The 24,174-nt window shown below is 41.9% G+C and carries 22 protein-coding genes; 8 read left to right on the top strand and 14 right to left on the bottom strand.

The annotated features are described in order from the left end of the window. The first annotated feature begins 93 nt into the window (after positions 1 to 93). Together MuYL_RS07355 and MuYL_RS23125 are read left to right on the top strand one after the other, a co-directional pair. Positions 94 to 624 (top strand): hypothetical protein, encoded by a 531-nt coding sequence (locus MuYL_RS07355; RefSeq protein ID WP_094569916.1) that lies wholly within the window; start codon positions 94 to 96, stop codon positions 622 to 624. Next, the gene (locus MuYL_RS23125; protein WP_157740675.1) at positions 621 to 788 is read left to right on the top strand and encodes a hypothetical protein; all 168 of its coding nucleotides are present in this window, start codon (positions 621 to 623) and stop codon (positions 786 to 788) included. The genes MuYL_RS07355 and MuYL_RS23125 overlap by 4 nt, the downstream gene beginning before the upstream one ends. A gap of 46 nt (positions 789 to 834) precedes the next feature. On the opposite strand, the gene MuYL_RS07360 is transcribed toward MuYL_RS23125, so the two are convergent. From MuYL_RS07360 to MuYL_RS07385, 5 genes are all read right to left on the bottom strand, one after another. Further along, complete coding sequence (locus tag MuYL_RS07360; RefSeq protein WP_094569917.1) at positions 835 to 3,735, bottom strand: DEAD/DEAH box helicase; 2,901 nt, start codon at positions 3,733 to 3,735, stop codon at positions 835 to 837. A 148-nt stretch (positions 3,736 to 3,883) separates the two neighbouring features. After that, complete coding sequence (locus tag MuYL_RS07365; protein ID WP_157740677.1) at positions 3,884 to 5,314, bottom strand: sensor histidine kinase; 1,431 nt, start codon at positions 5,312 to 5,314, stop codon at positions 3,884 to 3,886. Between the two features lie 237 nt (positions 5,315 to 5,551). Continuing rightward, positions 5,552 to 6,343 carry a succinate dehydrogenase/fumarate reductase iron-sulfur subunit gene (locus MuYL_RS07375; RefSeq protein ID WP_094569920.1) on the bottom strand — a complete coding sequence of 264 codons (792 nt, stop codon included), beginning with the start codon at positions 6,341 to 6,343 and terminating at the stop codon, positions 5,552 to 5,554. A gap of 70 nt (positions 6,344 to 6,413) precedes the next feature. Next, a complete protein-coding gene (locus MuYL_RS07380; RefSeq protein ID WP_094569921.1) occupies positions 6,414 to 8,348 on the bottom strand; it encodes a fumarate reductase/succinate dehydrogenase flavoprotein subunit in 1,935 nt (644 codons plus the stop codon). Positions 8,349 to 8,420: 72 nt separating this feature from the next. Then, a complete protein-coding gene (locus MuYL_RS07385; protein WP_094569922.1) occupies positions 8,421 to 9,206 on the bottom strand; it encodes a succinate dehydrogenase cytochrome b subunit in 786 nt (261 codons plus the stop codon). 285 nt (positions 9,207 to 9,491) lie between these two features. Here MuYL_RS07385 and MuYL_RS07390 point away from each other — a divergent pair, with 285 nt between their 5' ends. Then, a complete protein-coding gene (locus tag MuYL_RS07390; protein ID WP_094569923.1) occupies positions 9,492 to 10,631 on the top strand; it encodes a TlpA family protein disulfide reductase in 1,140 nt (379 codons plus the stop codon). A gap of 20 nt (positions 10,632 to 10,651) precedes the next feature. On the opposite strand, the gene pdeM is transcribed toward MuYL_RS07390, so the two are convergent. After that, a complete protein-coding gene (gene pdeM, locus MuYL_RS07395) occupies positions 10,652 to 11,317 on the bottom strand; it encodes a ligase-associated DNA damage response endonuclease PdeM (RefSeq protein ID WP_094569924.1) in 666 nt (221 codons plus the stop codon). 100 nt (positions 11,318 to 11,417) lie between these two features. Between pdeM and MuYL_RS07400 the strand changes: the two genes are divergently transcribed. Next, positions 11,418 to 12,587 carry a DUF418 domain-containing protein gene (locus MuYL_RS07400; RefSeq protein WP_094569925.1) on the top strand — a complete coding sequence of 390 codons (1,170 nt, stop codon included), beginning with the start codon at positions 11,418 to 11,420 and terminating at the stop codon, positions 12,585 to 12,587. Between the two features lie 3 nt (positions 12,588 to 12,590). On the opposite strand, the gene MuYL_RS07405 is transcribed toward MuYL_RS07400, so the two are convergent. The 3 genes from MuYL_RS07405 to MuYL_RS07415 all read right to left on the bottom strand — a co-directional run bounded on the left by MuYL_RS07405 (position 12,591) and on the right by MuYL_RS07415 (position 16,222). Further along, positions 12,591 to 13,481 (bottom strand): helix-turn-helix domain-containing protein, encoded by an 891-nt coding sequence (locus MuYL_RS07405; RefSeq protein WP_094569926.1) that lies wholly within the window; start codon positions 13,479 to 13,481, stop codon positions 12,591 to 12,593. 168 nt (positions 13,482 to 13,649) lie between these two features. Continuing rightward, the gene (locus MuYL_RS07410) at positions 13,650 to 14,468 is read right to left on the bottom strand and encodes an SDR family NAD(P)-dependent oxidoreductase (protein ID WP_094569927.1); all 819 of its coding nucleotides are present in this window, start codon (positions 14,466 to 14,468) and stop codon (positions 13,650 to 13,652) included. 206 nt (positions 14,469 to 14,674) lie between these two features. Further along, on the bottom strand, positions 14,675 to 16,222 hold the full coding sequence (locus MuYL_RS07415; RefSeq protein WP_094569928.1) for a Do family serine endopeptidase: 1,548 nt from the start codon (positions 16,220 to 16,222) through the stop codon (positions 14,675 to 14,677). Positions 16,223 to 16,413: 191 nt separating this feature from the next. Here MuYL_RS07415 and dapF point away from each other — a divergent pair, with 191 nt between their 5' ends. Beyond that, complete coding sequence (gene dapF / locus MuYL_RS07420) at positions 16,414 to 17,199, top strand: diaminopimelate epimerase (RefSeq protein ID WP_094569929.1); 786 nt, start codon at positions 16,414 to 16,416, stop codon at positions 17,197 to 17,199. 17 nt (positions 17,200 to 17,216) lie between these two features. Here the strand turns inward: dapF and MuYL_RS07425 are convergent, their stop codons facing one another. The 4 genes from MuYL_RS07425 to MuYL_RS07440 all read right to left on the bottom strand — a co-directional run bounded on the left by MuYL_RS07425 (position 17,217) and on the right by MuYL_RS07440 (position 20,858). After that, positions 17,217 to 17,612, bottom strand: coding sequence for an ACT domain-containing protein (locus MuYL_RS07425; protein ID WP_094569930.1), 396 nt, complete (start codon positions 17,610 to 17,612; stop codon positions 17,217 to 17,219). Between the two features lie 3 nt (positions 17,613 to 17,615). Continuing rightward, positions 17,616 to 17,924, bottom strand: coding sequence for a hypothetical protein (locus MuYL_RS07430; protein ID WP_094569931.1), 309 nt, complete (start codon positions 17,922 to 17,924; stop codon positions 17,616 to 17,618). A gap of 74 nt (positions 17,925 to 17,998) precedes the next feature. Then, positions 17,999 to 19,972, bottom strand: a complete 1,974-nt coding sequence (gene rpsA, locus MuYL_RS07435) for a 30S ribosomal protein S1 (protein WP_094569932.1) — start codon at positions 19,970 to 19,972, stop codon at positions 17,999 to 18,001. A 214-nt stretch (positions 19,973 to 20,186) separates the two neighbouring features. Next, positions 20,187 to 20,858 (bottom strand): hypothetical protein, encoded by a 672-nt coding sequence (locus tag MuYL_RS07440; RefSeq protein WP_094569933.1) that lies wholly within the window; start codon positions 20,856 to 20,858, stop codon positions 20,187 to 20,189. A gap of 265 nt (positions 20,859 to 21,123) precedes the next feature. Here MuYL_RS07440 and tyrS point away from each other — a divergent pair, with 265 nt between their 5' ends. The 3 genes from tyrS to MuYL_RS07455 are packed head-to-tail and all read left to right on the top strand — an operon-like array spanning position 21,124 to position 23,395. After that, the gene (tyrS, locus tag MuYL_RS07445; protein WP_094569934.1) at positions 21,124 to 22,407 is read left to right on the top strand and encodes a tyrosine--tRNA ligase; all 1,284 of its coding nucleotides are present in this window, start codon (positions 21,124 to 21,126) and stop codon (positions 22,405 to 22,407) included. A gap of 17 nt (positions 22,408 to 22,424) precedes the next feature. Next, a complete protein-coding gene (parS, locus tag MuYL_RS07450) occupies positions 22,425 to 22,943 on the top strand; it encodes a type II RES/Xre toxin-antitoxin system antitoxin (protein ID WP_245845805.1) in 519 nt (172 codons plus the stop codon). Then, on the top strand, positions 22,943 to 23,395 hold the full coding sequence (locus MuYL_RS07455) for an RES family NAD+ phosphorylase (RefSeq protein ID WP_094569935.1): 453 nt from the start codon (positions 22,943 to 22,945) through the stop codon (positions 23,393 to 23,395). Before parS ends, MuYL_RS07455 begins: the two co-directional genes overlap by 1 nt. Before the next feature lie 58 nt (positions 23,396 to 23,453). On the opposite strand, the gene MuYL_RS07460 is transcribed toward MuYL_RS07455, so the two are convergent. Then, complete coding sequence (locus tag MuYL_RS07460; RefSeq protein WP_094569936.1) at positions 23,454 to 24,134, bottom strand: PH domain-containing protein; 681 nt, start codon at positions 24,132 to 24,134, stop codon at positions 23,454 to 23,456. Positions 24,135 to 24,174 lie beyond the last annotated feature (40 nt).

Raw genomic sequence — 24,174 nt, forward strand, 5'->3', positions numbered from 1 at the left:
TGTTGTTGGTATCTAAAAAAACAACGCTAATTAAAGCGTATTCAAGGAAAATCAGCGATTAAAAGTATCTAAGTAAATTTATATATTTAAACGATGTTTGATTTTTTCAAAAAAATAATAGACTATTTTAACACGCGTCATATTCCTTATATGCTATCGGGTAGTATTGCAATGGGGGTGTATATTGAACCGCGTTCCACTAAGGATATTGACTTTGTGGTGCATCTACAGATGAAGGATATTGATAGTTTCGTATCTCATTTTGAGGGAGCATATTATTGCAGCAAGGATGCCGTTATAGACGCTGTAAATCGCCAAAGTATATTTAATGTAATAGATCATGCATCTGGTTTTAAGGCAGATTTTGTAGTCCTGAAAAATAACGAATATAGGCTTGCTGAATTTGAACGCAAGCAAACGGCAGACTTTTATGGGATTGAAATTTCTATAGTTTCGCCTGAAGATTTACTGATTTCGAAATTAATTTGGATACAGGAATGGGAATCAGCTGTACAAATGGAAGATATTAAAAACCTGACGGCAATTCCCGATTTACAATTTGAATATATACTCCATTGGATAAAAAAGCTAAATTTGAATACTTTTAATCTGATTGAGCTATGAATGATACGCCGGAACATGTAAAGCAAAAGCAGTTAGAAATCTGGCTTTCGAAACCACTGCAGGAAAGACTACGGCTGACACTTGTAATGAATGATGAGTTATATGGTTTTTGGAATAATGCAAAAAAAGATAGTTCTAAGGCAAATAGGCCATCTGACAAATAATAAAGAAACTTATTCAACTTTCTTCGAGTCTTTACCGACTTTCGGACTATTTCAATATCTCCCTAATATCATCTACTGAAAGCGACTTTATAAAGCTTTCTTCAGTAGTGATCAATGCGCGCGAAAGGCTGAGCTTGCGTTGCTGAAGTGCCAGGATCTTTTCTTCAACAGTATCTTTTGTGATGAATTTATAGATGAACACATTTTTGGTTTGGCCAATGCGGTGGGTACGGTCTATAGCCTGTTGTTCAACGGCAGGGTTCCACCATGGATCGAGGATGAAAACGTAATCCGCTTCTGTAAGATTTAGTCCCACACCACCGGCTTTTATCGAAATTAAAAATACCCTTGTTTTTTCATCCTCCTGAAACTGTTTTACCACGTCGCCGCGGTTTTGGGTGCTGCCATCAAGGTAGGCGTAGGGAATCATTTCCCTGTCGAAATATTCGCGATAAATATTCAGCTGCTTTACAAACTGCGAGAAGATCAATACTTTGTGGTTTCCTTCCAAAACGGTGGCAAGGGTATGGATCACGTTCTCAAATTTGCCTGAGTCACCCTCGTAATCCTGGTCTATCATTACCGGGTGGTTGGCAATCTGGCGCAGCTTAATGAGCCCCTGCAACACCTGGATCTGCGTTTTGGCATAGGTGCCATCTTCCAGGCTTTTCAGCAGTTCGTTGCGGTATTCGGATTTCACCTTTTCATAAACCGCCGATTGCTCTTCGCTCATCTGGCAATAGAACAGGTTCTCTATTTTTGGTGGCAGTTCGGTGGCCACCTGCTCTTTGGTACGGCGCAACACGAAGGGTTTTATAAGGGCCTGCAGTTTGCGCGCCTTGTCTTCATCTTTTTTCTTTTCTATCGGCGTAACAAACTCATTCTGGAAAAACTGCTGAATGCCCAGTAGGCCAGGGTTGATGAACGACATCTGCGTCCACAGGTCGTTAACAGAGTTTTCTACCGGGGTACCGCTCAATATCAGCTTAAAACGCGATTTTAACTGCTTTACCGCCTGAAATGACTTTGAAGAGGGGTTTTTAATATTCTGGCTCTCGTCTAATATCACGTAGTCAAAAAAGTAAGCCTTCATTAGTTCAATATCAATGCGGCTGATGCCATAGGTAGTGATCACTACATCATAATTGGCAAACACCTCCGGCGATTTATAGCGGAAAGTACCGGTATGCACCATCAACCTTAGTTGCGGGGTAAACTTTTTAGCTTCCGCAAGCCAGTTATAGATGAGGGAAGTTGGCATAATAACCAACGAAGTGGCCTTGCCGCCAGCGGCTTCGGTATCTTCCTTATGTTTTTGAAGCAGCGCCAGTGTCTGGATGGTTTTACCCAAACCCATATCATCAGCCAGGCAGCCGCCAAAATGGTAGTTCTTTAAAAAGTGGAACCAGTTATAACCGGCTTTTTGATAAGGCCTTAAGTTACCGGCAAAATTTTGCGGCAGGTCAATATCTTCCAGTTCCTCAAAATCCAAAAGCTTTTGCAGTTTGCGCGTCATGGTTACGCTGGCCATTTCGCCTTCGGCAAGTTCATTCACCAGCCCAATGTGGTGGCGTCGCAGTTTCAGCTCGTTGCCGCCCTCGGTAAAGTGCAGCAGGTTGCCATATTGCGAGAACCATTTTTCGGGAATAATGGCAATCTCGCCCGATGGCAGCAGAAACTCCTTTTTACGGTTCAGGATATGATTTTTTAGCTGGATAAACGGAATGCTGTAGGAACCGAAATATACGATGGCGTGGATATCAAACCAGTCATTATTTTCTTTTACGGCGAGGTCTATTTTGCTGGTGCCAAAAACATAGCGTTTCTGGCTGCCGGAATCTGGCTGTTCAATTTCAAAGCCCTGCTCAATCAATTGGTCATAATGCTGGTTGATCCACTCAAATACCGAGAAGGATTGGTCGGCATCTTCATCATTTATAGCCACTTCCAGGTTTTTGAACAGCGACGATGCTGTTTTAAGGCCCAATGTTTCCAGGTAGCTAAACTTGTTCTTTTCCCATGTAACCGATCTTTTAATGCGGTGGAAAGTGTAATCATCGCCGCTGCGCTCCATCCGCACCGAAATCAGCCGTTCATCACCATAAGGGAATACATAACCGGCATATTTAAAATACAGTTGCAGCTGTGATGTGCCACCCTCCACATAAATGGGTTTTATAACCGGCCGGGCATCATATTTCTCCGTATTAATGGTAAAGCCTTCGGCATACACGTGGTGCTTTTCAATAAGCGGCGCCACAAACCTTTCGAAGTAGGATTGTTCGGACGATTTTGGGATAGCGATATATCGCTTATTTAAAAACGGTACCAGTTTTTTACCTTCTATCTCTTTTTCAAAATGATAAAGGGTATCATCAAGCAGCATCCACGCCGGATGGTTGCAAATAACCTCGGCATTTTTAAACATAAACTCAATACGCATCCCCTGGTATTTGATGGTGGGAAAGTACCTGATCTCTTCCTCGTTGCGCCTGAAATGGAACAATACCGTTGCCGCCTCGGCTGCTATTTGCACCTTACGTTCTGCAGGGTAGCCCTCTTTGCTCATCTGGTACAGCGGCTTATCTTTCAGTAAGCCCAAAGCATCGGCCATCCGTTTTTCTATTTTGGGGCGAAGCGTATCGAAAAGCTGCTCGTTAAAAATTTTGGTAAAGAACTCGAAGGGACGAATTGGCTTTTTATAGAATTTTTTTATCAGGTTGCCCTGCTCCATTTCTTCCAGCATCCTGATCAGCTTAACATCAACATCATCAATATATGCGGCAAATTCTTTTGCGGTATTTGAAAATAAACGCTGGTAGGTAAGTGAAAATTCGCCGTTTGGGTTAAGCTGTACTATATGTGGCTCAATAACGTACGACAGGTATTCATGCTTTGCAATAGCATAAATTATCTGGCAAGGCTTACTGCTGTCGACACGTAACATAGTTCTATATGATTAAAAAATTAATAGAAGCTACATCAACAAAAAATTCAAACCTAAACAGAATTTGTTTGAAGTGGAAATGTTTTGTGTTAAATAGTTGTTAACAGTGGGGGATGGACATTGCTTTTGGAAGTTACTTGTTCCTCTTTTATAATGGAATACTGATAATAAATTTACTATACAACCCCGGTTCTGATTGAACTGTTATCTTCCCCTCCATTTGTGTAACTGCGTCTTTAACCAGGTACAACCCGATTCCCGAGCTCTTTTTATTGCTGCCAGACATATAAAATTTATCAAAAATGCGTTCCTGGTCATTTTTACGGATCCCTAAACCGTTGTCCTCTACCTCTATTACGGCGCTCCCGTTCATCTCGTAAGTTTTTACTTTTACCCATTGCCGTTCCTTATCCGGATCACTGTATTTTATAGCATTCGATACCAGGTTGTTCAATATAACCTGCAGCTTTAGTGCATCGCTGTCGATTCTGTTCTTCTCCACTTCTTTGTAGATCTGAATTTTCTTTCCGCCTACGCCGTAATGATTCTGTGCTATCACGTTATCAATAATTGACAGTAAGTAGCATTCTTTTTTTACTAGCCCGGAGTTTTTACTTTGAATAAACAGCAGCATTTCATTAATAAAACGATCCTGCTTTTCAAGGCTGTCTTTCATCATGTTGATATACGCTTTAACCTGCACCGGGTCCGACTCATCATCTATCAGCGATATTAACCCCATAAGTGCAATCAATGGCGACCTAAGGTCATGTGTTACATTAAATACAAATTTATCCAGCCCAGAGTTTATTAGCTGGAGGCTGTCGTTTTGTTCCACTACCTTCTGCTGCGACCGGACCAGATTATTTAGCATTATGCCCGCATAAGAGAGCGAACTGCCCAGAATCACCAGTGTAATGAAAACGTTCCCGATAAATACATACAAATTAATACTCCGGCAAATAACACCAAGGGTGTCAGAAAATGCCTGCTCCTTAATAGTCAAATCGGCCGAGATGTTATTAATAGCAAGTACGAGTTGTTTTTTTTCAGCAGCAGACATTTTGCCACCGGTAATTTGTTCGCGCGCCTGTTTGCCTATCAGGTGTAATTTATTTACCATTACATCGCCTTCGGTCCAGATACCAATTACCTTTTGAAACATGGGTAAATGCTGAAAGTTACTGAAAAGCCAAACCAGGTCGTCAATATCTGCGGGGTGGTTTTTACCCTGTAAGAACCCTTTTTTTGCCAGTTCTTTATTGGGGTTTGATGATAGAGCTACCCTGGCTGTGTGATCGCCGGCAGGAACACTGATATCGCGCTCAAAAGCAGCATAATCCTCATTGTTTTCCAGCGTGATGTAATTGATTAAGTGGGCCGAAGCGTCTTTTTGCCCCTTTGAATATTGCGATTCTCCATTGATGTAAGCCCTGGCAGCAGATAAAGTGCGGATGGTATAAAAATTCAACACTATCATTATGGCTGATGCTATAAACACAATAAGCAATAGCGTAAGGGAAGTCTTTTTAAACAAAAGCTTAATTCGGGATACAGGTGGTTTAGGGATCTCTCTCAAATTTGTAAAATTTAACTATCCTAAAGTCTTTACAGCAGGTTTAGCTGCAAAAGATAAATGGCTAAAAAGGTATACGTTTTACGTATAAGTTAGGTTGCGTTTAAAGAAAATGGCTTCAAATTATTGGTTAAAATTCATCGGTGCTTAATAGAGGCAATATGACTCGAAATTTTATTCAAAAAAAAAAGCTCAAGAAAATTAATTCTTAAGCCTTTACAGATTAAACAATGTTAAATCTTATTCGCCGGATGCGTGATCATGCGTCATTTCCTCGCGGAAAAGTTTAGCGCTGAAATAATCGTTATTCATGTGGCTGATGTTGGTCATCTTAATTTCCTTAGGACATTCTGCTTCGCAGGCGCCGGTGTTGGTACAGTTACCAAAGCCCTCGGCATCCATTTGAGCTACCATGGCCTGTACGCGGCTGTAACGCTCAGGCTGCCCCTGCGGTAACATACCCAGCTGGGTAACTTTAGCAGACACAAACAGCATGGCCGAAGCATTTTTACAGGCAGCAACGCAGGCACCACAGCCAATACAGGTTGCTGAGTTAAACGCCTCATCGGCAATTACCTTCGGAATAGGGATCTCGTTGGCATCAACGGTAACGCCGGTATTAACCGAAACGAAACCACCGGCCTGCTGGATCCTGTCGAACGCTGAGCGATCAACCGCCAGGTCTTTAACAACCGGGAAAGCGGCGGCGCGCCATGGCTCAATCACAATGATCTCGCCATCATGAAAAGTACGCATGTGTAGCTGGCAGGTGGTAATAGCGTTCTTTGGCCCGTGCGGTTGGCCGTTGATGTACAACGAGCACATACCGCAAATGCCTTCGCGGCAATCATGGTCAAAATTAATAGGCTCCTCACCCTTGTGGATCAGGCTTTCGTTAACCACATCCAGCATTTCAAGGAACGACATATCAGGCGAAATACCTTCGGCCTTATAGGTTACAAACGCGCCCTTTGTATTTGCATTCTTTTGACGCCATACTTTCAGCGTCAGGTTCATATTTCCGTTACTCATATTATTAAGTCTGGAGTCTTAAGTTTAAAGTTCAAAACCGGTCAGCGGCTTCAAACTTCAAACCCAGGACTTATTTATAAGATCTTTGTGTAAGGTGAACAAATTCGAAATTCAAATCCTCTTTATTCAATACTTCGGGCTGGTTATCGCCTTTATACTCCCAGGCAGCAACGTAAGCAAAATGCTCGTCATCGCGCAACGCCTCACCTTCCGGTGTTTGCGATTCCAAACGGAAGTGTCCGCCGCATGATTCTCTGCGTGCCAGGGCATCATCAACCATCAGCTCGCCAAGTTCTAAAAAGTCAGCCACACGACCAGCTTTTTCAAGCGATGAGTTTACTTCTTCATTATCGCCTAAAACTATTGCATTCTTCCAAAAGTCAGCCTTTAAAGCGCTGATCAGTCCTTTTGCTTTGGTTAAGCCGGCTTCGGTGCGCGCCATGCCGCAATATTCCCACATAATAAGGCCAAGCTCACGGTGGTACTCATCTACAGTTTTAGTGCCTTTTAAGGCTAGTAGTTTATTGATATAGGCCAGCACATCCTGTTTTGTTTTTTCAAAGGCCGGGTGTTTAACATCAACCGGTTTTGGGCCTATGGTAGCCAGATAATCGCCAAGGGTGTATGGAATTACAAAGTAACCGTCGGCCAGCCCCTGCATTAATGCGGAAGCACCGAGGCGGTTGGCACCGTGATCGCTAAAGTTACATTCGCCCAAAGCATAAAGGCCCGGTACGTTTGTGCTTAGGTTATAATCAACCCAAAGGCCACCCATAGTGTAGTGTACAGCAGGGTAAATACGCATAGGTTGTTTGTAAGGATCTTCATCAGTAATTTGATAGTACATATCAAACAGGTTACCATATTTGGCAGCCACTGCATCTTTACCCAAACGGTTTATTGCATCAGCAAAGTCAAGGAATACTGCAATGCCTGATCCGCCTACACCACGGCCGTCATCAACCATTTCCTTAGCGTTTCGTGAAGCCACGTCACGCGGAACCAGGTTACCGAATGATGGGTATTTTCTTTCCAGGAAGTAGTCGCGATCGTCCTCTTTTACCTGGGCAGCGGTTATTTCCTTTTTACGAAGCTTCTCAGCTATTTCTTTTGTTTTTGGTGCCCAAACCCTGCCATCGTTACGTAACGACTCAGACATCAGCGTTAATTTAGACTGATGGTCTCCGGTTACCGGGATGCAGGTCGGGTGGATCTGCGTGTAACATGGGTTAGCAAAAAATGCACCGCGTTTATGTGCTCGCCATGCAGCAGTAACATTTGAACCCATAGCATTGGTTGAAAGGTAAAATACGTTACCGTACCCTCCTGTTGCCAGCAATACGGCATGGCCGCTGTGGGCTTCAATAGCGCCATTGATCAGGTTACGGGTAATAATACCTTTAGCATGTCCGTCAATAGTAACTACATCCAGCATTTCGGTGCGGGTGTACATTTTTACCTTACCTAAATGAATCTGGCGGTTAAGCGCCGAGTAAGCCCCTAATAATAGCTGCTGTCCTGTTTGGCCTCTTGCATAAAATGTACGCGATACCTGTGAGCCACCGAACGAGCGGTTATCAAGCAAGCCGCCGTACTCGCGGGCAAACGGTACACCCTGTGCAACGCACTGGTCAATAATATTTACAGATACTTCGGCAAGGCGGTAAACGTTTCCTTCGCGGGCCCGGTAATCACCACCTTTAATGGTATCATAAAACAGGCGGTAAACGCTGTCGCCGTCGTTCTGGTAATTTTTTGCAGCATTTATACCACCCTGCGCAGCAATAGAGTGCGCACGGCGCGGGCTGTCCTGGAAACAAAATGCTTTCACATTGTAACCCAGCTCAGCAAGTGACGCCGCTGCCGATGCGCCTGCCAAACCGGTACCTACAACTATAACGTCGTATTTACGCTTATTGGCCGGGTTAACCAGCTTTAAGTTAAATTTATGCTTGCTCCATTTTTCGGCTAATGGACCCTCAGGAATTTTAGCATCTAAACCCATGTTTTGTTGTATTTATTTTGAGTGACTGAGTGAACTTAATCAACTCCTTCTAACTTAATCTAACCTAATTAACTACTTGCTTATGCTTTGTAAATAATATACCACCGGCATAGCTGCAAAGCCTATCGGGATAATTACAGCAAACAGCCATGTACCTATAAAATAAACAATAGGGGTGTACTTGCGGTGTACCCAGCCCAGCGTGCGGAATGCACTCTGAAAACCATGCAGCAAGTGGAACGACACAGCAAACATGGCTATAACGTAAAACGCTACGTAAAGCAAATTGCTAAAACTGCTTGCCACGCGTGCATGCAGGTCTTTCACCCGTATAACTTCGGTATTATTTTCAACAGATACGCTTTTTTCAAATTCGGGCGTTACCGGCTGGTAATCAACCGAGGTAGTTTTGCCGGTTGATAGATCAGTACGGTACTCTTTATAAGTTACTTTGTTGCTGTATTTATAAGCAAACCAAAAGTCGCTCATGTGAATAACAATGAACAAAAATAAAATTGAACCCAGCAGGCCCATGTTTTTTGATGACCATGTAGCCGGTGATTTGTTTATCGTTGCGTATGACACAGGCCTTGCTTTGCGGTTTTTAACAGTTAAAACCAATGCATACACGGCATGCACCAAAATTGAAAGATACAACAGGTAAGCAATTACTTCTATCGGCGGAAAATGCGTCAGGAAATTGGCATACAAATTAAATCCGTAACCCTCATCATTTTTAAACAATAACAGGTTACCGCCCAGGTGTACAATTAAAAACGTACACAGAAACAAGCCCGTTAAAGCCATGATTAGCTTTTTGCCCAACGATGAGTTAAAGGTTTGCTTAAATTCGCTCATTATAATTCTGATTTATTTGGCAAAAGTATTTATTATATACCAAAAGATATAAAGGTAAACAGCTTAATAAGCATCAATTAACTATTTAGAAACAATCTAAAATAGAGTGTATTTCTTTTATTTTTGCAGATAAATATCCTTCTGTTATATTAGCGATGAAAACACAGAACCGTGGTTGTAAGATCCGGTAGCCAGGATGAAATTGTTGCCGGAATTTTTTACGCTCGACTTATTTTGCGCTGATATACCGGTTTTGCCTCCCGATACTAAAAAAACACTTATCATATGAAATTCCCTTATCCCGTATTGCTTGCTATATTATTGACCGGCTGCAATAAAAAGGCCCATATTGAATTTACCGGAACCGCAACAGGTGTTAAAAATGGTGTTTTTATTGTGAAAACTACCGGCGACAGCGCCATTTTTGGCGAAAACATAAAAGATGGAAAGTTTTCCATTGCCCAAAAAACATTGAACCACCCGGGGTATTATACTTTGGACGTTACCGATGCTGATAACAAAGACGAACACAACCCCTTTGAAGTTTACCTTGCCGATGGCAAGTACAACATTGAAACGGAGGCCGGTAAACTTGATAAATACCCCAGGATAACCTCACCGTCAAAAATCCAGGATCAACTGTCGGCGTTTTATGTGCTGGCCGGTAACATGAGCGCCGATGCCAGGCAACAGGTTTTAAAAATAAATAAGGAGTTAAACGATAAATACGCACAGCTATCGCCCGATGCTTACAATAACCTGCTGGCAAAACTGCAGGAAAACCAAGCCAAAATGCGCGATGTTGATGCAATTGCCTTTAAACAGTTTTTAAAACAATATCCACAGAGCGAGATCAGTGCACACATCATGTCGAAATTAGATTATGAGGGCGACCCGGTTACTTATTATGCTATTTTTAAAACGCTTACCCCGGCTGCTCAAAATAGCGACGAAGGCAAAGATATCGACGATAAATTAACGCACCTGATCAATTTGGTAGCCGGCAAAAAGGCACCAGCTTTACAGGGCAATACCCCTGATGGTAAACCATTTGACCTTAAGAGTATTAATAAAAAAGTAATTGTGGTTGATTTTTGGAAAGCAGGCAACGAATTGAGCCGTAAAAATCACGATCAGATCAAATCGCTGGTGGTGCAGGAAGAAGTGCAAAAGAACGTTGCATTCATCAGCGTATCGCTCGATTCAAAATCTGACTGGTGGACTGGTGCACTGAAGGATGACAAACTGAACTGGACTCAGATCTCGGATCTTAAAGGAAACGATTCGCCAAACGCTGCAAACTATAACATCACCGAAATTCCGTCCTATTATATCCTGGATGGTCAATGGAACATTATAGCGCCAAAAGTAGAGGCAAAAGGTATTGAATTTGAGGTGTCGCAGTATTTAAAAAAACACCGCTAATAAAAGCTGCGACTGGTCGCCTAATCTATAGCCAGCACTTTATCTTTAGTTATCGCAAAAATGCGGTCGGCTTTGCTGCTGCGGATAGCCACCCTGCCGGTAAACTGCCCAAACGATGGCAATACTAGCTGCCGGGCACCAAACGCAAAGCAGGGCAGGGTAAGGCTTTGCCGCCCTTTGCCCGTTAACCTGATGCCAGGATGAATATGCCCGCAAAATACGTAACCTTCGGCCAGTGCCAAATTGCTTTCGGGCAGCGGATGATGCAGCATCAGAAACGGCCCCACCAGCAAATGCTCGTGTAGCTGGATGTTAAGGTTTTGATAGTAGCTATCGTCAATAATATCGTGATTTCCTTTAACTAAAATAATCTCCAGGTTTGGGAACTGGCTGCGCCAAAGGATAAACCAATCCCAGTCGGCATTCATGTCGCTATGGAAAAAATCACCCAGAAATATGATCTTTTCAGGTTTGTGCTCAAAAATCAGGTCAGATAAAACGGACAAATCATTCTGCTCCATATCCCGCGGCACGGCAATGCCAGCCTTTCGAAAATGACCAACCTTGCCCAAATGCACATCAGCAGCAATCAATGTTTTTTTTTGCTGCCAGTAAATTGCCTTTTGCGGCAGCAATAATAAATCCTGGTTTAATAAATTGAAAGAAACACCCCCGCCCGTAGTCATGGCGCAAAAGTAATAAAGGTAAATCAGTAAAAAAAACGCCTTCCAAAGCTATAATTTAATACGTTAATATGGTATTTTAGCGTAGGTAATTAATCCCCTGATGACTTTAACTGACTTTGCGCCCGTGTCATTCAACAAGCGCGTACCTATAGTTGATATGCTGCGCGGATGGGCATTGTTGGGCGTTGTGTTAATGAACTATTCTGATTTTTTCAGTATGGGCGCGCCGGATAATTATAAACCGGATGTTTTTAACAATATTTTACTTACAGGTGGCAGCATCTTGTTTGCATCTAAATCATGGACGCTTTTAAGCTTTTTATTTGGTTATGGTTTTGCTGTACTGATGCAGAACACGGCCAACAAGGGGATTGACACCAATAGTTTTTTTTTAAAAAGGATGTTTTGGCTTTTTGTAATTGCATTTTTTAACAGCATGTTTTTCTTTGGTGATATTTTAAAGGACTATGCTTTTTTGGGTATCATCCTGCTGATGTTTCAAAAATGTTCAGTAAAAACTTCGCTTTACATTGCAGCTCTCCTGTTTTTGCTTATCCCACTGGTTACATCGCTGGTTATTAATTTTACCGGGCCGGCAAGCTTCGGGATTCTTGCGCCATACTTTCCGTTGTACAAAAGCCATTCGCTGCTCCAAATATTTTGGTTTGGCCTGCTGGGCACCTGGAAGGGGCAGGTTATTAATTTAAATTGTACCGGCACCGTGCACACGGTAATGTTTTGCTGTTTTATGATGGGCCTTGCAGCAAAAAAAGCAGCTTTTTTTGAAAATATAATGGTTAACAAAAGGGCAGTCATTAAAATATGGGCAGTAAGCCTTGCATTGTTAATTGTAATCATCATACTCAACCTCAGCTTGCGCAAGCCGGCTTTAATTGCCAAATATTATAACCCTGACTATTGGGTGGTACTGGTCACTATGACGTTTACCACTGCATCGCTATGCTGGTTATATGTCGCTGGTGCGCTTAAAACGTTTTTTGCCGCTATGCAAAGCATCGGTAAAATGACACTTACCAATTATATTATGCAAAATGTTATCAGCATTTTTCTTTTTTCGGGCTTTGGTTTCGGGTTGGCGCTAACGCAGAGGATAGCTGCGGTTTGGTATTACCTGATAGCCTTGCTTGTTTATGTGTTGCAGGTATATTTAAGCAAATGGTGGCTGAAATACAATTACTATGGCCCGGTTGAGTGGCTTTGGCGGCAGCTAAGCTACGGTAAACGACTTGGAATAAAAATTAAGAATTAGAGATCAGTTGACCACCTGTTTGCGGTATTGATTGGGGCTGATACCTACTTCTTTTTTGAACAACCTTGAAAAATAAGGCAGGTTATCAAAGCCTAAGGTATAAGCAGTTTCGGCAATATTGCTGTCTGACCCTTTCAAAATGTTCTTGGCTTCTGAAATTAAAAATATGTGGATCAGTTCAATAGCTGTTTTGCCGGTTTCCTGTTTCAGCAGATCACTTAAATAACGGGTTGAAAGGTTCAATTGATCAGCCATCATTTTTACGGTAGGCAATCCTTTTTGCTCCAGCAAACCCGACCCAAAATACAGGTTGAGCGCATCGTTAAATTTGGAGACTAATTTGCCCGACAGGTCCATCCTGTTCATAAACTGGCGCTTATAAAAGCGTTGCGAATATTTCAAAATCGAGTCGATGTGCCCAAGGATGATTTCGCGGCTATACTCGTCCTGGTTATTGTAATATTCTGTTTCAATTTTCCGGTAAAGCTCCCAAACTATTTCTTCCTCTCTTGGAGACAAATGCAGCGCCTCGCTTAATTCATATTCAAAAAAACCATATTTTTTGATATCGTTGTGCAATACATGCCCGTTCAAAAAATCTTCGTGAATGAAGATGATAAAACCGTTTTCCTCGAACTCCAGGTTTTTAAACTGGATTACCTGGCGTGGCTTCACAAACGACATTGACCCGGAATCATGATCATACGTAGTTCGTCCATACAAAAATAACCCGGCCTTTAACTTCTTAAAACCGATGGCATAAAAATCGCCTGTAAATTCGGTTTCACCTATCGAGCAGCTGTTCTTACACATAAACAAACTGAGCATCGGATGTTCCGGTGGCGGAAAACCATTCGCGCGGTGCATTTCGGCCAGGGTTTTAAAGTGTTTCATTTTAAGAAGTTTTCTAATTCAAAATTACGGGTTGCGTTAATGCAGATGGTAATCTGGATGTAATAGTTACAAGGGAATGTGTTTCAAATCAATAAAACCGCCACCGCCTGGTCACTACCTGCGGGCAAGTATTTTGGGCAATGGCGGTTTTTATGGGATTGAATTTAATTACTTTCCATGTGCTTTAGCGGCAACATCTGCCCATTGCTCCCATTCAGCCAGTTTGCCTGCATAAACCTGTTTTACCCAGGGTAATGCAACCTTACCGAGAAACAGCCTCAAAGGTGGGTTTTCACTGTCCACCAGTTTTAAAACTGCTTCAGTAGTAGCTTCCGGAATGCCAAAGCTTTCATCTGTTAAGCCTGCCTGGAATGCAGCACGAACTGGCTCATAAACCTCCATCGGTGTAGTGCTGGTTGCCGAAGCGCCTGCCCAATCTGTAGAGAAACCGTTTGGTTCAATTAATGATACGTTTATTCCAAAGCCTTTAACCTCGGCAGCCAAAGTTTCACTCAATCCTTCAACCGCAAATTTACTTGCGTTGTAAAGACCTAAAACCGGCAGGGTGGTAATTCCCAAAACGCTCGATACCTGGATGATATGCCCATGGCCCTGTGCCCTCATCACGGGCAATACGGCCTGTGTTGCCCATAGCAAACCAAACACGTTGGTTTCAATTTGCGCACGCGCCTGTTCTTCTGTAGTTTCTTCTATGGTGCCAAACAAACCAAAACCTGCATTATTTATCAATACATCAATAGCACCGAAATGCTGTTTGGCTTTTTCAACCGCCGCAAAAACTGCATCGCGGTTGTTTACGTCCAGCTGCAGGGGAAGAATGGAATCACCGTAATCGGTAACCAAATCGTTAAGGGTATCTGTATTACGGGCGGTAGCAACTACTTTGTCGCCGCGTTTTAAAAATGCTTCTGCCCAGATCTTTCCAAATCCGCGTGAAGCGCCTGTTATGAAAATTATTTTTGCCATTGTTTTAATTGTTAAAATTTATACGACAAAGTTATAGCAGGGCAGGGAAACAGATTTATACAAAAGTAGGTAAAACAGATACATTTAGGCGGATTGGTGAACGGCAGATCAGGAACAGTGTACTGACAAATATTGCAATTGCCGGTTAACAAAAAACCCGGCACATGGCCGGGTTAAACTATTTAATCTGTTAATAACAGTTTCAATTACTGAACCTGTAAAGCAACTCTTAATCTTGATCCGTCGGGGTAAAGGCCGCCTATTACCAATACGCCGTTACGTGGATTGCTTAAGGCTTTATCAAGGGCACCAACACTTGAAATTGGCTGCCTGTTTACTTCAGTAATAACGGATCCAACCGGGATTTCGGTATTATCAAATAAGCCATCTTCCCTTACCTGGGTTACCAGCACACCACCGTTAACATGGAACTTAGCCTTCTGCGCGGCATTAAGCGGTACAAAACTAGCGCCTATCCTGTTAAACATTTCTTCAGCTGATTTTGAAACGGCCATTTTTGGTGTTGGTGCATCTGCTTTAAGGGTAATAGCGAAATTTTTCTCGTCGCTACCGCGTAAAGCAGTTATGTTTATTTTATCGCCGGGGCGTAACCGGCCTACACGTTCTTGCAGGTCTGAAGATTCATAAACGGTATTTCCTTCAACCTTGGTAATAATGTCACCCTCTTTTAAACCGGCTTGTTCAGCGCCACCGCCCGGCAGTACACTGCTTACATATAAACCGTATGTCCTGTCAACTTTAAGCTCTTTGGCTTTATCCTGGTCAAGTTCAGCAAAGCTGATCCCAACATACCCGCGTTTTACAGCGCCGTATTTTTCAATGTCATCAAGCACCTTTTTTGCCAGGTTAATAGGTATGGCAAAACCATAACCTTCGTACGATCCGGTATGCGATGCGATGGCAGAGTTGATACCAATCAGTTCGCCATTGGTGTTTACCAGAGCACCACCGCTGTTACCAGGGTTAATAGCAGCATCTGTTTGAATGAAGGACTCAATCGCCTTGTTCAATTTTGGCTGCTGGCTTTGGTATTGTGTGCGGCCAAATGGGTTTTCATCCTGCCGATCTTCACTGCCAATTATGCCGATTCCGCGGCCCTTTGCACTAACAATCCCCGCCGTAACGGTAGAGGTTAATTTAAACGGGTTACCCACTGCAAGCACCCACTCGCCAACTTTTACAGCATCTGAGTTACCTAATTTTACGATAGGCAAATCATGTCCATCAATTTTTATGAGGGCCAGGTCTGTGCTGGGATCGGTACCTACCACTTTTGCGCTGTAGTTACGGTGGTCGTTGGTAACAATTTCTATTTTATCGGCTTTTTCAACCACGTGGTTATTTGTTACTATATAGCCGTCGGGCGAAATGATAACGCCCGAACCTGAAGCCATTTGCGGGCCCGAAGGGCGCATGCGCTGGCCAAACATATCACCAAACATTTGCTGTAGCTGGCTTTGCTTGTCGTTGTCCGACTGATTTGAATAGGTAGTACGGATATAAACAACAGCAGGGGTAACGGCAGCTGCGGCCTGCGTGAAATCAACTGCACCGGCAGACGATACGATGGCAGACGTTGCAGGGGTTAAATGATTGCTTGTCGCATAATACACCTTTTGCTTGTCTTCAAAACTCATGTTATTGGCGTACTTATTTTCAATCACTTTATAAGTCCCTAACGCCATGGCCCCGCCAACAAAGGCGGTTAATAATGTTAATCCAAACTTTTTCATTTTATCTCTCACTTTTCTGTTTATGTTATTTTCTTGTAAAACAAATTTAATACCATATAGACGTTATTACCTACAGTAAGTTATATGTATTTTTGTTAAAATTTGTTAAATATAACACCACGGCAGCTTTGTAAATATTTCATCCTGATGTTATTACTAACAAAGTTGCTAAATATTATTCAGCTATTGCGATGATCCATTTTTATAAATACCAGGGAGCAGGGAACGATTTTATTTTGGTTGATAACCGTGAAGGCATTGTAAATCATCATAATCCGCAGCTTATTGCCCGTTTATGCGACCGCCGCTTCGGGATTGGCGGGGATGGCATGATGTTTTTGCAGGCCGTGGAAGGTTATGATTTTGAAATGGTTTACTATAATTCAGACGGGCAGCCCAGCAGTATGTGTGGTAACGGCGGCCGCTGTATAGTGGCTTTTGCCAAGCATATAGGTGTAATTGACACCGAGACAAACTTTTTGGCAGTCGATGGGCCTCATTATGCCAAAATTTCAGAAAGTGGCGATTGGGTGAGCCTGCAAATGACAGATGTTGAAACGGTAAACCGGGATGCTGAAGCCTACGTGTTAAACACAGGCTCGCCACATTATGTAACGCTGGCAGCAGATTTAAAAGATAAAGATGTTTATGCCGAAGGCTCCGCCATCCGTAATAATGATACTTACCGCAAGGAAGGCATCAATATTAACTTTGTTGAACCCGCCGGCGACGGTTATTTTGTTAGGACCTTCGAACGCGGCGTTGAAGATGAAACCTATGCCTGTGGCACCGGCGTAACAGCGGTAGCGTTGGCCATGGCCAAACATAACCACCAAACCGGCCATCTCAATACCCCCATAAAAGTTTTAGGCGGGAACCTGAATATTCGCTTTGATTATAACGGACAAAAATTCAGCAGCATATTTTTAGAAGGCCCTGCGGTAAAGGTGTTTGAGGGTGATATGGAGATCTGGTAATTTGGTTTGTTCGTCAATTAAGGAGATGATAGCTTTCTCAAAGCGTTCATTGCCTTTTCGGCATCCTGTTTCGCTACAAAAATATGATCGTGATAAAAAGCAGCTAACACGTTACAACTGATACCTTCTTTAGCCAAGGCGTTTGAAAATGCGGCGGTAAGCCCCACTGCTTCTAAAGCCGAATGAACTGTTAACGTGATCCAGGATGCTACGTAGGTGTAGTTAAGATTAATCTCATCTGCCTGCTCTTTGTTGATGATGACTGTCCAGCCTTCATCTTCTTTAAATAAGCCAATTATTTCTTTTGGGTCAATATTATCTAAGGTACTTACTGTGCAAAAAACATAGTCGCCCTCGTTAAGCTTTGGGCTCATGGTTTCTAATAGTGCTGCAAGATTTGTTTCGCCAAACATAAATTAATCTTTATTTAATATAACCAAAAAAGTAAATCCAACTATAACGGACACCAGCAAACCTAAAAGAAAGAACGCCATGAGATTATAAATAACATTGTAAATGTATTTGTTCCAATCGCGTATTTTCCAATAAATATAGCCGGCGTAACTCAATACACTGATCATCGCGCAAACAATCAGCAGGAATATGAAAACAGGATAAGGTATATTAAATTCATTAAAATTTACGCCCAACATTACCATAGTAAACAGTAAGCAAAAGATAATGCTCAGCGCATAATTTCGAGGTATATTGAATGCTTTTTTCATAATTTAAATATCGGCAATAAAAAAGCCCTCCTGACTAATCAGGAGGGCTTAAAGGATTTAAATTTATTTAAAGCTTATTCAGCAGCTTCTTCTTCAGAAGTTTTCTTTGTTGTTGTTGTAGCTTTACGTGCTTTGTTTTCAGCACCTTCCATCTGCTCTTTCAATTGTGCTAATACGCTCAAATCGCCTAAAGTTGATTTTTCAACTGATTCTTTCACTTTTTTCACAGCGTTGCTTGCAGATTTTGCTTCCTTTTTACGGCTTTCAAATTCCTGAACACGTTGCTCGGCACGGGCTTCTTCCCAAATGCGTGAGTGAGAGATAACGATACGTTTGTTTTCCTTGTTAAATTCAATGATCTTGAACTCAGCAGCTTCTTCAGCTTTTAAGCTCTTGCCATCTTCTTTAACCAGGTGTTTGGTAGGCGCAAAGCCTTCAACACCATAAGGTAAAGCAACAATAGCGCCTTTTTCAGTTACTTTTAATACGGTACCTTCATGTATTGAGTCAATAGTGAAGATGGTTTCAAAAGTATCCCAAGGGTTTTCTTCAAGTTGTTTGTGGCCTAAGCTTAATTTACGGTTCTCAACATCAAGTTCTAAAACAACCACGTCTAATTTTTCACCAACTTTAGTGAACTCGTTAGGGTGATTTACTTTTTTAGACCAGGAAAGGTCGCTGATGTGGATCAAGCCGTCAATTCCATCTTCCAGTTCAACAAACACACCAAAGTTGGTCATGTTTTTAACTGTAGCGATGTGCTGTGTACCAACCGCGTAACGGTCAGCAGCATTTTGCCATGGATCAGGAGTTAATTGCTTAATACCTAAGCTCATTTTGCGCTCGTCGCGGTCAAGTGTTAACACTTGTGCTTCAACTTCGTCACCAACTTTCAGGAATTCCTGAGGGTTACGTAAGTTTTGTGACCATGACATTTCTGATACGTGGATCAAACCTTCAACACCAGGGATGATTTCAAGGAATGCGCCGTAATCAGCAACGGTAACAATTTTACCTTTAACCTTTGAACCGATCTGAATGTTTTCATCCAATGACTGCCAAGGGTGTGGTGTAAGTTGTTTTAAGCCTAAAGCAATACGTTTTTTCTCGTCATCAAAATCAAGAACAACAACGTTGATTTTCTGATCTAATGCAAGGATTTCGCGCGGATGCTCTATGCGGCCCCATGAAATGTCGGTAATGTGCAGTAAACCGTCAACGCCACCAAGGTCAATGAATACACCAAAGTCGGTAATGTTTTTAACGGTTCCTTCAAGTACCTGTCCTTTTTCAAGGCGGGCAACAATTTCAGTTTTTTGGTTTTCTAAATCGTCTTCGATCAGCACTTTGTGCGATACCACTACGTTTTTAAACTCGTGGTTGATCTTAACAACTTTGAATTCCATTGTTTTACCCACATAAATGTCATAATCCCTGATAGGTTTTATGTCAATTTGTGAACCAGGTAAAAAGGCTTCAACGCCCATAATATCTACAATCAAACCACCTTTAGTTCTGCTCTTAACAAAACCAGTGATGATTTCATCATTGTCTAATGCAGAATTAATACGTTCCCATGATTTTTGAGTTTTTGCACGCTTGCGTGATAATACTAACTGACCGTTAGCATCTTCCTGCGACTCAACAAATACTTCAACTGTGTCACCGATCTTCAGATCAGGTGTATCACGGAATTCAGATACTGATACCAAACCGTCAGATTTAAATCCGATGTTTAATACCACATCTTTGTTGTTTACATTAACAACGGTACCGGTGATGATTTCGCCTTTGGTGATTGAACTGAATGTTCCATCATACATTTTCTCGAATTTCTCACGATCGCTGTCGCTGTAATTGCCAAATTTCTTCTCATCAGCATCCCAATCGAAATCTTCGGGGGTTACTGTGATCTTTGATTTGATTTCATTGATGAAATTTGAATCAGCTTCTGATTCAATAGTTTCTTTCTCGCCAGACGATGTAATTGTGTCCAGCTCAGCTTCTTTAGCTTTTAATTCTTTTTCTGCTTCCTGTTTTTTTGCCATTAAATAAATTATCTCCTTTTCCCAATTTGTTAATTGGGACTGCAAAGGTAGGTATATTAATTTTATTTAGAAAAGAATATTTTAATGTTAAATGCTGATTTTTAAGTGTTTTTGCAGCTAAAACAATAGTTTTTTGGAATTTGTGCAGGTAAATACCGCGACCTGCTACCTGTTTTAGGTTGAAATGCGGTTGTGTTTTTGAGGTCGGCAGCCGTTAAGCTGCTTTTATTTTATCCTCTATCTCATTAAAAACTGACATGAAATTATCTGACAAACTTTCGCGATAGCGCACCAATACCTGGTTTATTGCAGCCTCGTGCCCGGGTGTAAAAGGATCTTTCCAAACGCGCATGCAAATTCTTTTAAGCGCATAGGCTATTTGATGCGTTTCGGTATAGGTAGATAAATAACGGCTTTTTTTGAACTCTTCGTAGAATTTAAAAAACCTGGCCGTGTCATTTAACCCGGCGAAGGTTAAAAATTCATTTATTACTTGGGTTTCACAGCCGTTAAGGTGATCATAAAAACCTTCTACAGTAATTTTGTTAGTGGTAAGCAGCAGGTTATCTAAAAGCAACTCAATAGCTATATGGCCCAAAAAGAAGGGCTTTACAGGGGAGCCTGCCATGGCGGGCAGCAGCACCTTTTTAAGTTGGTGCGAATGATGAAGAAAAAATTCAGAAGAATGAAAATAGCGGTCAACCAGCAGGTGTTTGTTCCAGCCCGTTATTATAGCATTAACTGCATCATTGGTATGGTGTAGTTTTTCGGGGTGGAGGATAATGGTTTTATCAGCATTTTTTAAAAGATCGGGCAACACCGTACCTAATATATGGTAACAGCTATCAGAACGCCGGTCGAAATAAAAATGCGAGAGAAAATTCATAAAATGCCCTTTCAAAAGTCGTGTTAAACCCAAAATACAATTTTTTTATGATTTAGATGATTTTATAAATTTGATTACACTGATTTTATAAAAGGGTTACTTTGATTATTGAAAAGGTTTTTATCAGTGTAGATATTAATAAATCACCAGATCCAATAGCTGTATTATCTATATAGTATGAGTAGTCGCAAACTAATAATCGGTAAAATCCTCCTCCATCGGCGAAATCAATTATTATATTTGCCACTTTTGAATTGAACATATAATGAATTTTGTTGAAGAACTACGCTGGCGGGGTATGCTGCACGATATTATGCCCGGAACGGAAGACCTGTTAAATAAAGGTATGGTATCAGGATATATAGGTTTTGACCCAACTGCCGATTCGCTGCATGTTGGCAGCCTGGCACAGATCATGACCATGATCCATTTTCAGCGCGCGGGGCATAAGCCTTTTGCGCTGGTTGGCGGCGCTACTGGTATGGTTGGCGATCCGTCGGGCAAATCGCAGGAGCGTAATTTGCTTTCGGAAGATGTGTTGCAGCTGAACTTAGCTGGCATAAAAAGCCAGCTGGAGAAATTCCTGGATTTTGATTGTGGAGCCAACAGCGCTCAGATGGTAAATAATTACGATTGGTTTAAGGATTTTACCTTCCTTGATTTTATCCGCGAAGTGGGTAAACACATCACCGTTAATTATATGATGGCCAAAGATTCAGTGAAAAAACGACTGGAAGGCGAAACAGGCATGTCATTTACTGAATTTACATACCAATTGGTACAGGGCTATGATTTTTACTATTTGTGGAAAAACCATAACTGTGCTTTACAAATGGGCGGGTCAGACCAATGGGGCAACATTGTAACTGGTACCGAACTGGTACGCCGGAAAGGGGTAGGAGAGGCCTTTGCCTTAACTACCCAACTGATAAAAAAATCTGACGGAACCAAGTTTGGCAAAACCGAAGGTGGCAACATCTGGCTTGATGCTGAAAAAACATCACCTTATAAATTTTACCAGTTTTGGTTAAATACCAGCGATGCCGATGCTAAAACTTATATCAGGATTTTTACCTTATTTGACAGGGAAACAATAGAAGCGCTGGAAGCCGAACAGGATGCCGCCCCGCATTTAAGGGTATTACAAAAAGCTTTGGCAAAAGATATTACCATTAGGGTACATGGTGAAGCGGCTTATGAAAAGGCAATTAAATCGTCGGAATTTTTATTTGGCAATATTGGGATTGAGTTTTTAAGTGAACTGAATGATGATGAAGTGTTGGCCTTGTTTGAAGGCGTGCCTAATTTTAACATCAGCCAGAGTGAATTGCAGCAGGGAATAAATGTGGTTGATCTTTTAGCCGCTCATACTGCTGTTTTCTCTTCTAAAGGAGAAGCAAAAAAAATGATCCAGGGTGGCGGGGCCGCCATTAATAAAGTGAAAATCAATTCTATTGAGGATGTTTACAACACAGACACCTTAATTAGCGGCAAATATTTAGTAGCACAAAAAGGAAAGAAGAATTATTTTTTAATAATTGCCGGATAAATTTTAAAATGCGACAAATGGTACATATATTTGTATGTATGTCGCATAAATCAAAACATGAAGACACTCCGAACATCGTAAGTGAGCCGATGGTGGCCTATGCTGTACAAGGCATGGGCAACTCATTTTATAATTTATTAGGAGCCACAAAGTCATTAAGGGCATCTAATGATTTTGATCTCATTCATATAGCACGTAAGGGGTTCTCTAAACGTACTTTGCTGGCATTGGCAAAAAAGGTTTCGTTAAACATCCAGGAGTTAGCTAATATACTTCACATTAGCGAGCGCACCCTGCAGCGTTATGATGATGATGTTATTATAAAAACTGAATACGCTGAAAAAGCTGTTGAGCTTGCACGCTTGTACACCCGCGGCGAGGAGGTGTTCGGCTCCGTTGATAAATTTAAGGTTTGGATAAAAGCGCCGAGCATTGTTTTTAACGGTGAAGCACCGGTATCAATGCTTGATACTTCTGCTGGTTTTAATATGGTTTTTACCGAATTAGGCCGTATTGAACATGGAATTTTTGCCTGATGGTATTATATCGCATCGCAAAGTGTGAATACGCAGGCGACCTGAGCGGCACCGGGGCCCGATTATACGGCGGCCGGTGGAACAGCAAAGGCAAGCCGGTAACCTACCTGGCCTCTTCAAGGTCACTTGCGGTATTAGAGGTACTGGTACACCTGCCTCCGTTAATGATTCCCGATGATTTTTGCCTGGTTGGAATTGAAGTGCCCGATAACAGCATTACTCAGGTAGCTGTTAATGAACTGCCGCCCCACTGGCAGGATGTTTTTGCTCCGGCTGCATTAAAACAAATTGGTGATCAATTCCTGAAGACGGGTGAACATTTGCTGTTAAAGGTGCCTTCATCTATAGTGCCGATGGAATTTAATTACCTTTTAAACCCCTTACATCCCGGCATGAAAAAAGTTAAGCTATTAAAGAAAGAACCTTTTGATTTTGACAGCCGGTTGGTATAATCATTGGTTATTGTGTCATTAGTCATTAAAACCGTTTGTAAAAAATGACTAATAATAATTACAAGTCGCTCAGTAAATCTAATTTCTTGTGGTTATATTCTTCCTGCGAAATCAATCCGTTGTCAAACAGCATTCTTAATTTTTTTAACTTTTCGGTTAGTTCATCTGGTTTCGGAGCTTCCTGCACAACAGGAGCAGGGGCTGGCTCAGGTGTACGAACAGGCTCAGGAGCCGATACAGGCATCAGCTCAACCGGGGTAACCGGCTGTTGCGATGCTAAACGCGATGCATTTTCGAACTGGATTGCACCTGATTCTGCGCGTTTTTCTTCCAGGTCGCGCAGGCGGCGGGCTTCGCGTTCAGACTCTTTACGTTCCTGCGCGTATTGATAAAGCTTACGGGCCTGTACTTTGGGCAGGTAATCAACACCCATCTCGGCGCCGTTGGTGGTTTTTACGCTAAAAATAGCACCAATGATCTCTTCTTTGGTGTAAACATCAACAATGTCTTTCCAAACAAAATCAACAAACTTTATAGTTAAACCAAGGTTAGCCGGTGTAAAAAACAGGATCCTTTTATTGGTTAAAGCAACGCAATCAGGAAAAAGGTTCACTATTGGTTTTTTTTGAACCGCAATGTATAATATCTCTTCGCCGGTAGTCAGCAGGTCGGCAAGGCGGAAATATATTTTTTCAACCGCTTTCGGGTCTTGTTCTTCGTTCAAAAATTTCTCAATCATGGCAATACGCTATTAATAAGGTGCAAAAATAATAATATTA

The organism is Mucilaginibacter xinganensis, from assembly GCF_002257585.1.
In the GTDB taxonomy this organism is placed as follows: domain Bacteria; phylum Bacteroidota; class Bacteroidia; order Sphingobacteriales; family Sphingobacteriaceae; genus Mucilaginibacter; species Mucilaginibacter xinganensis.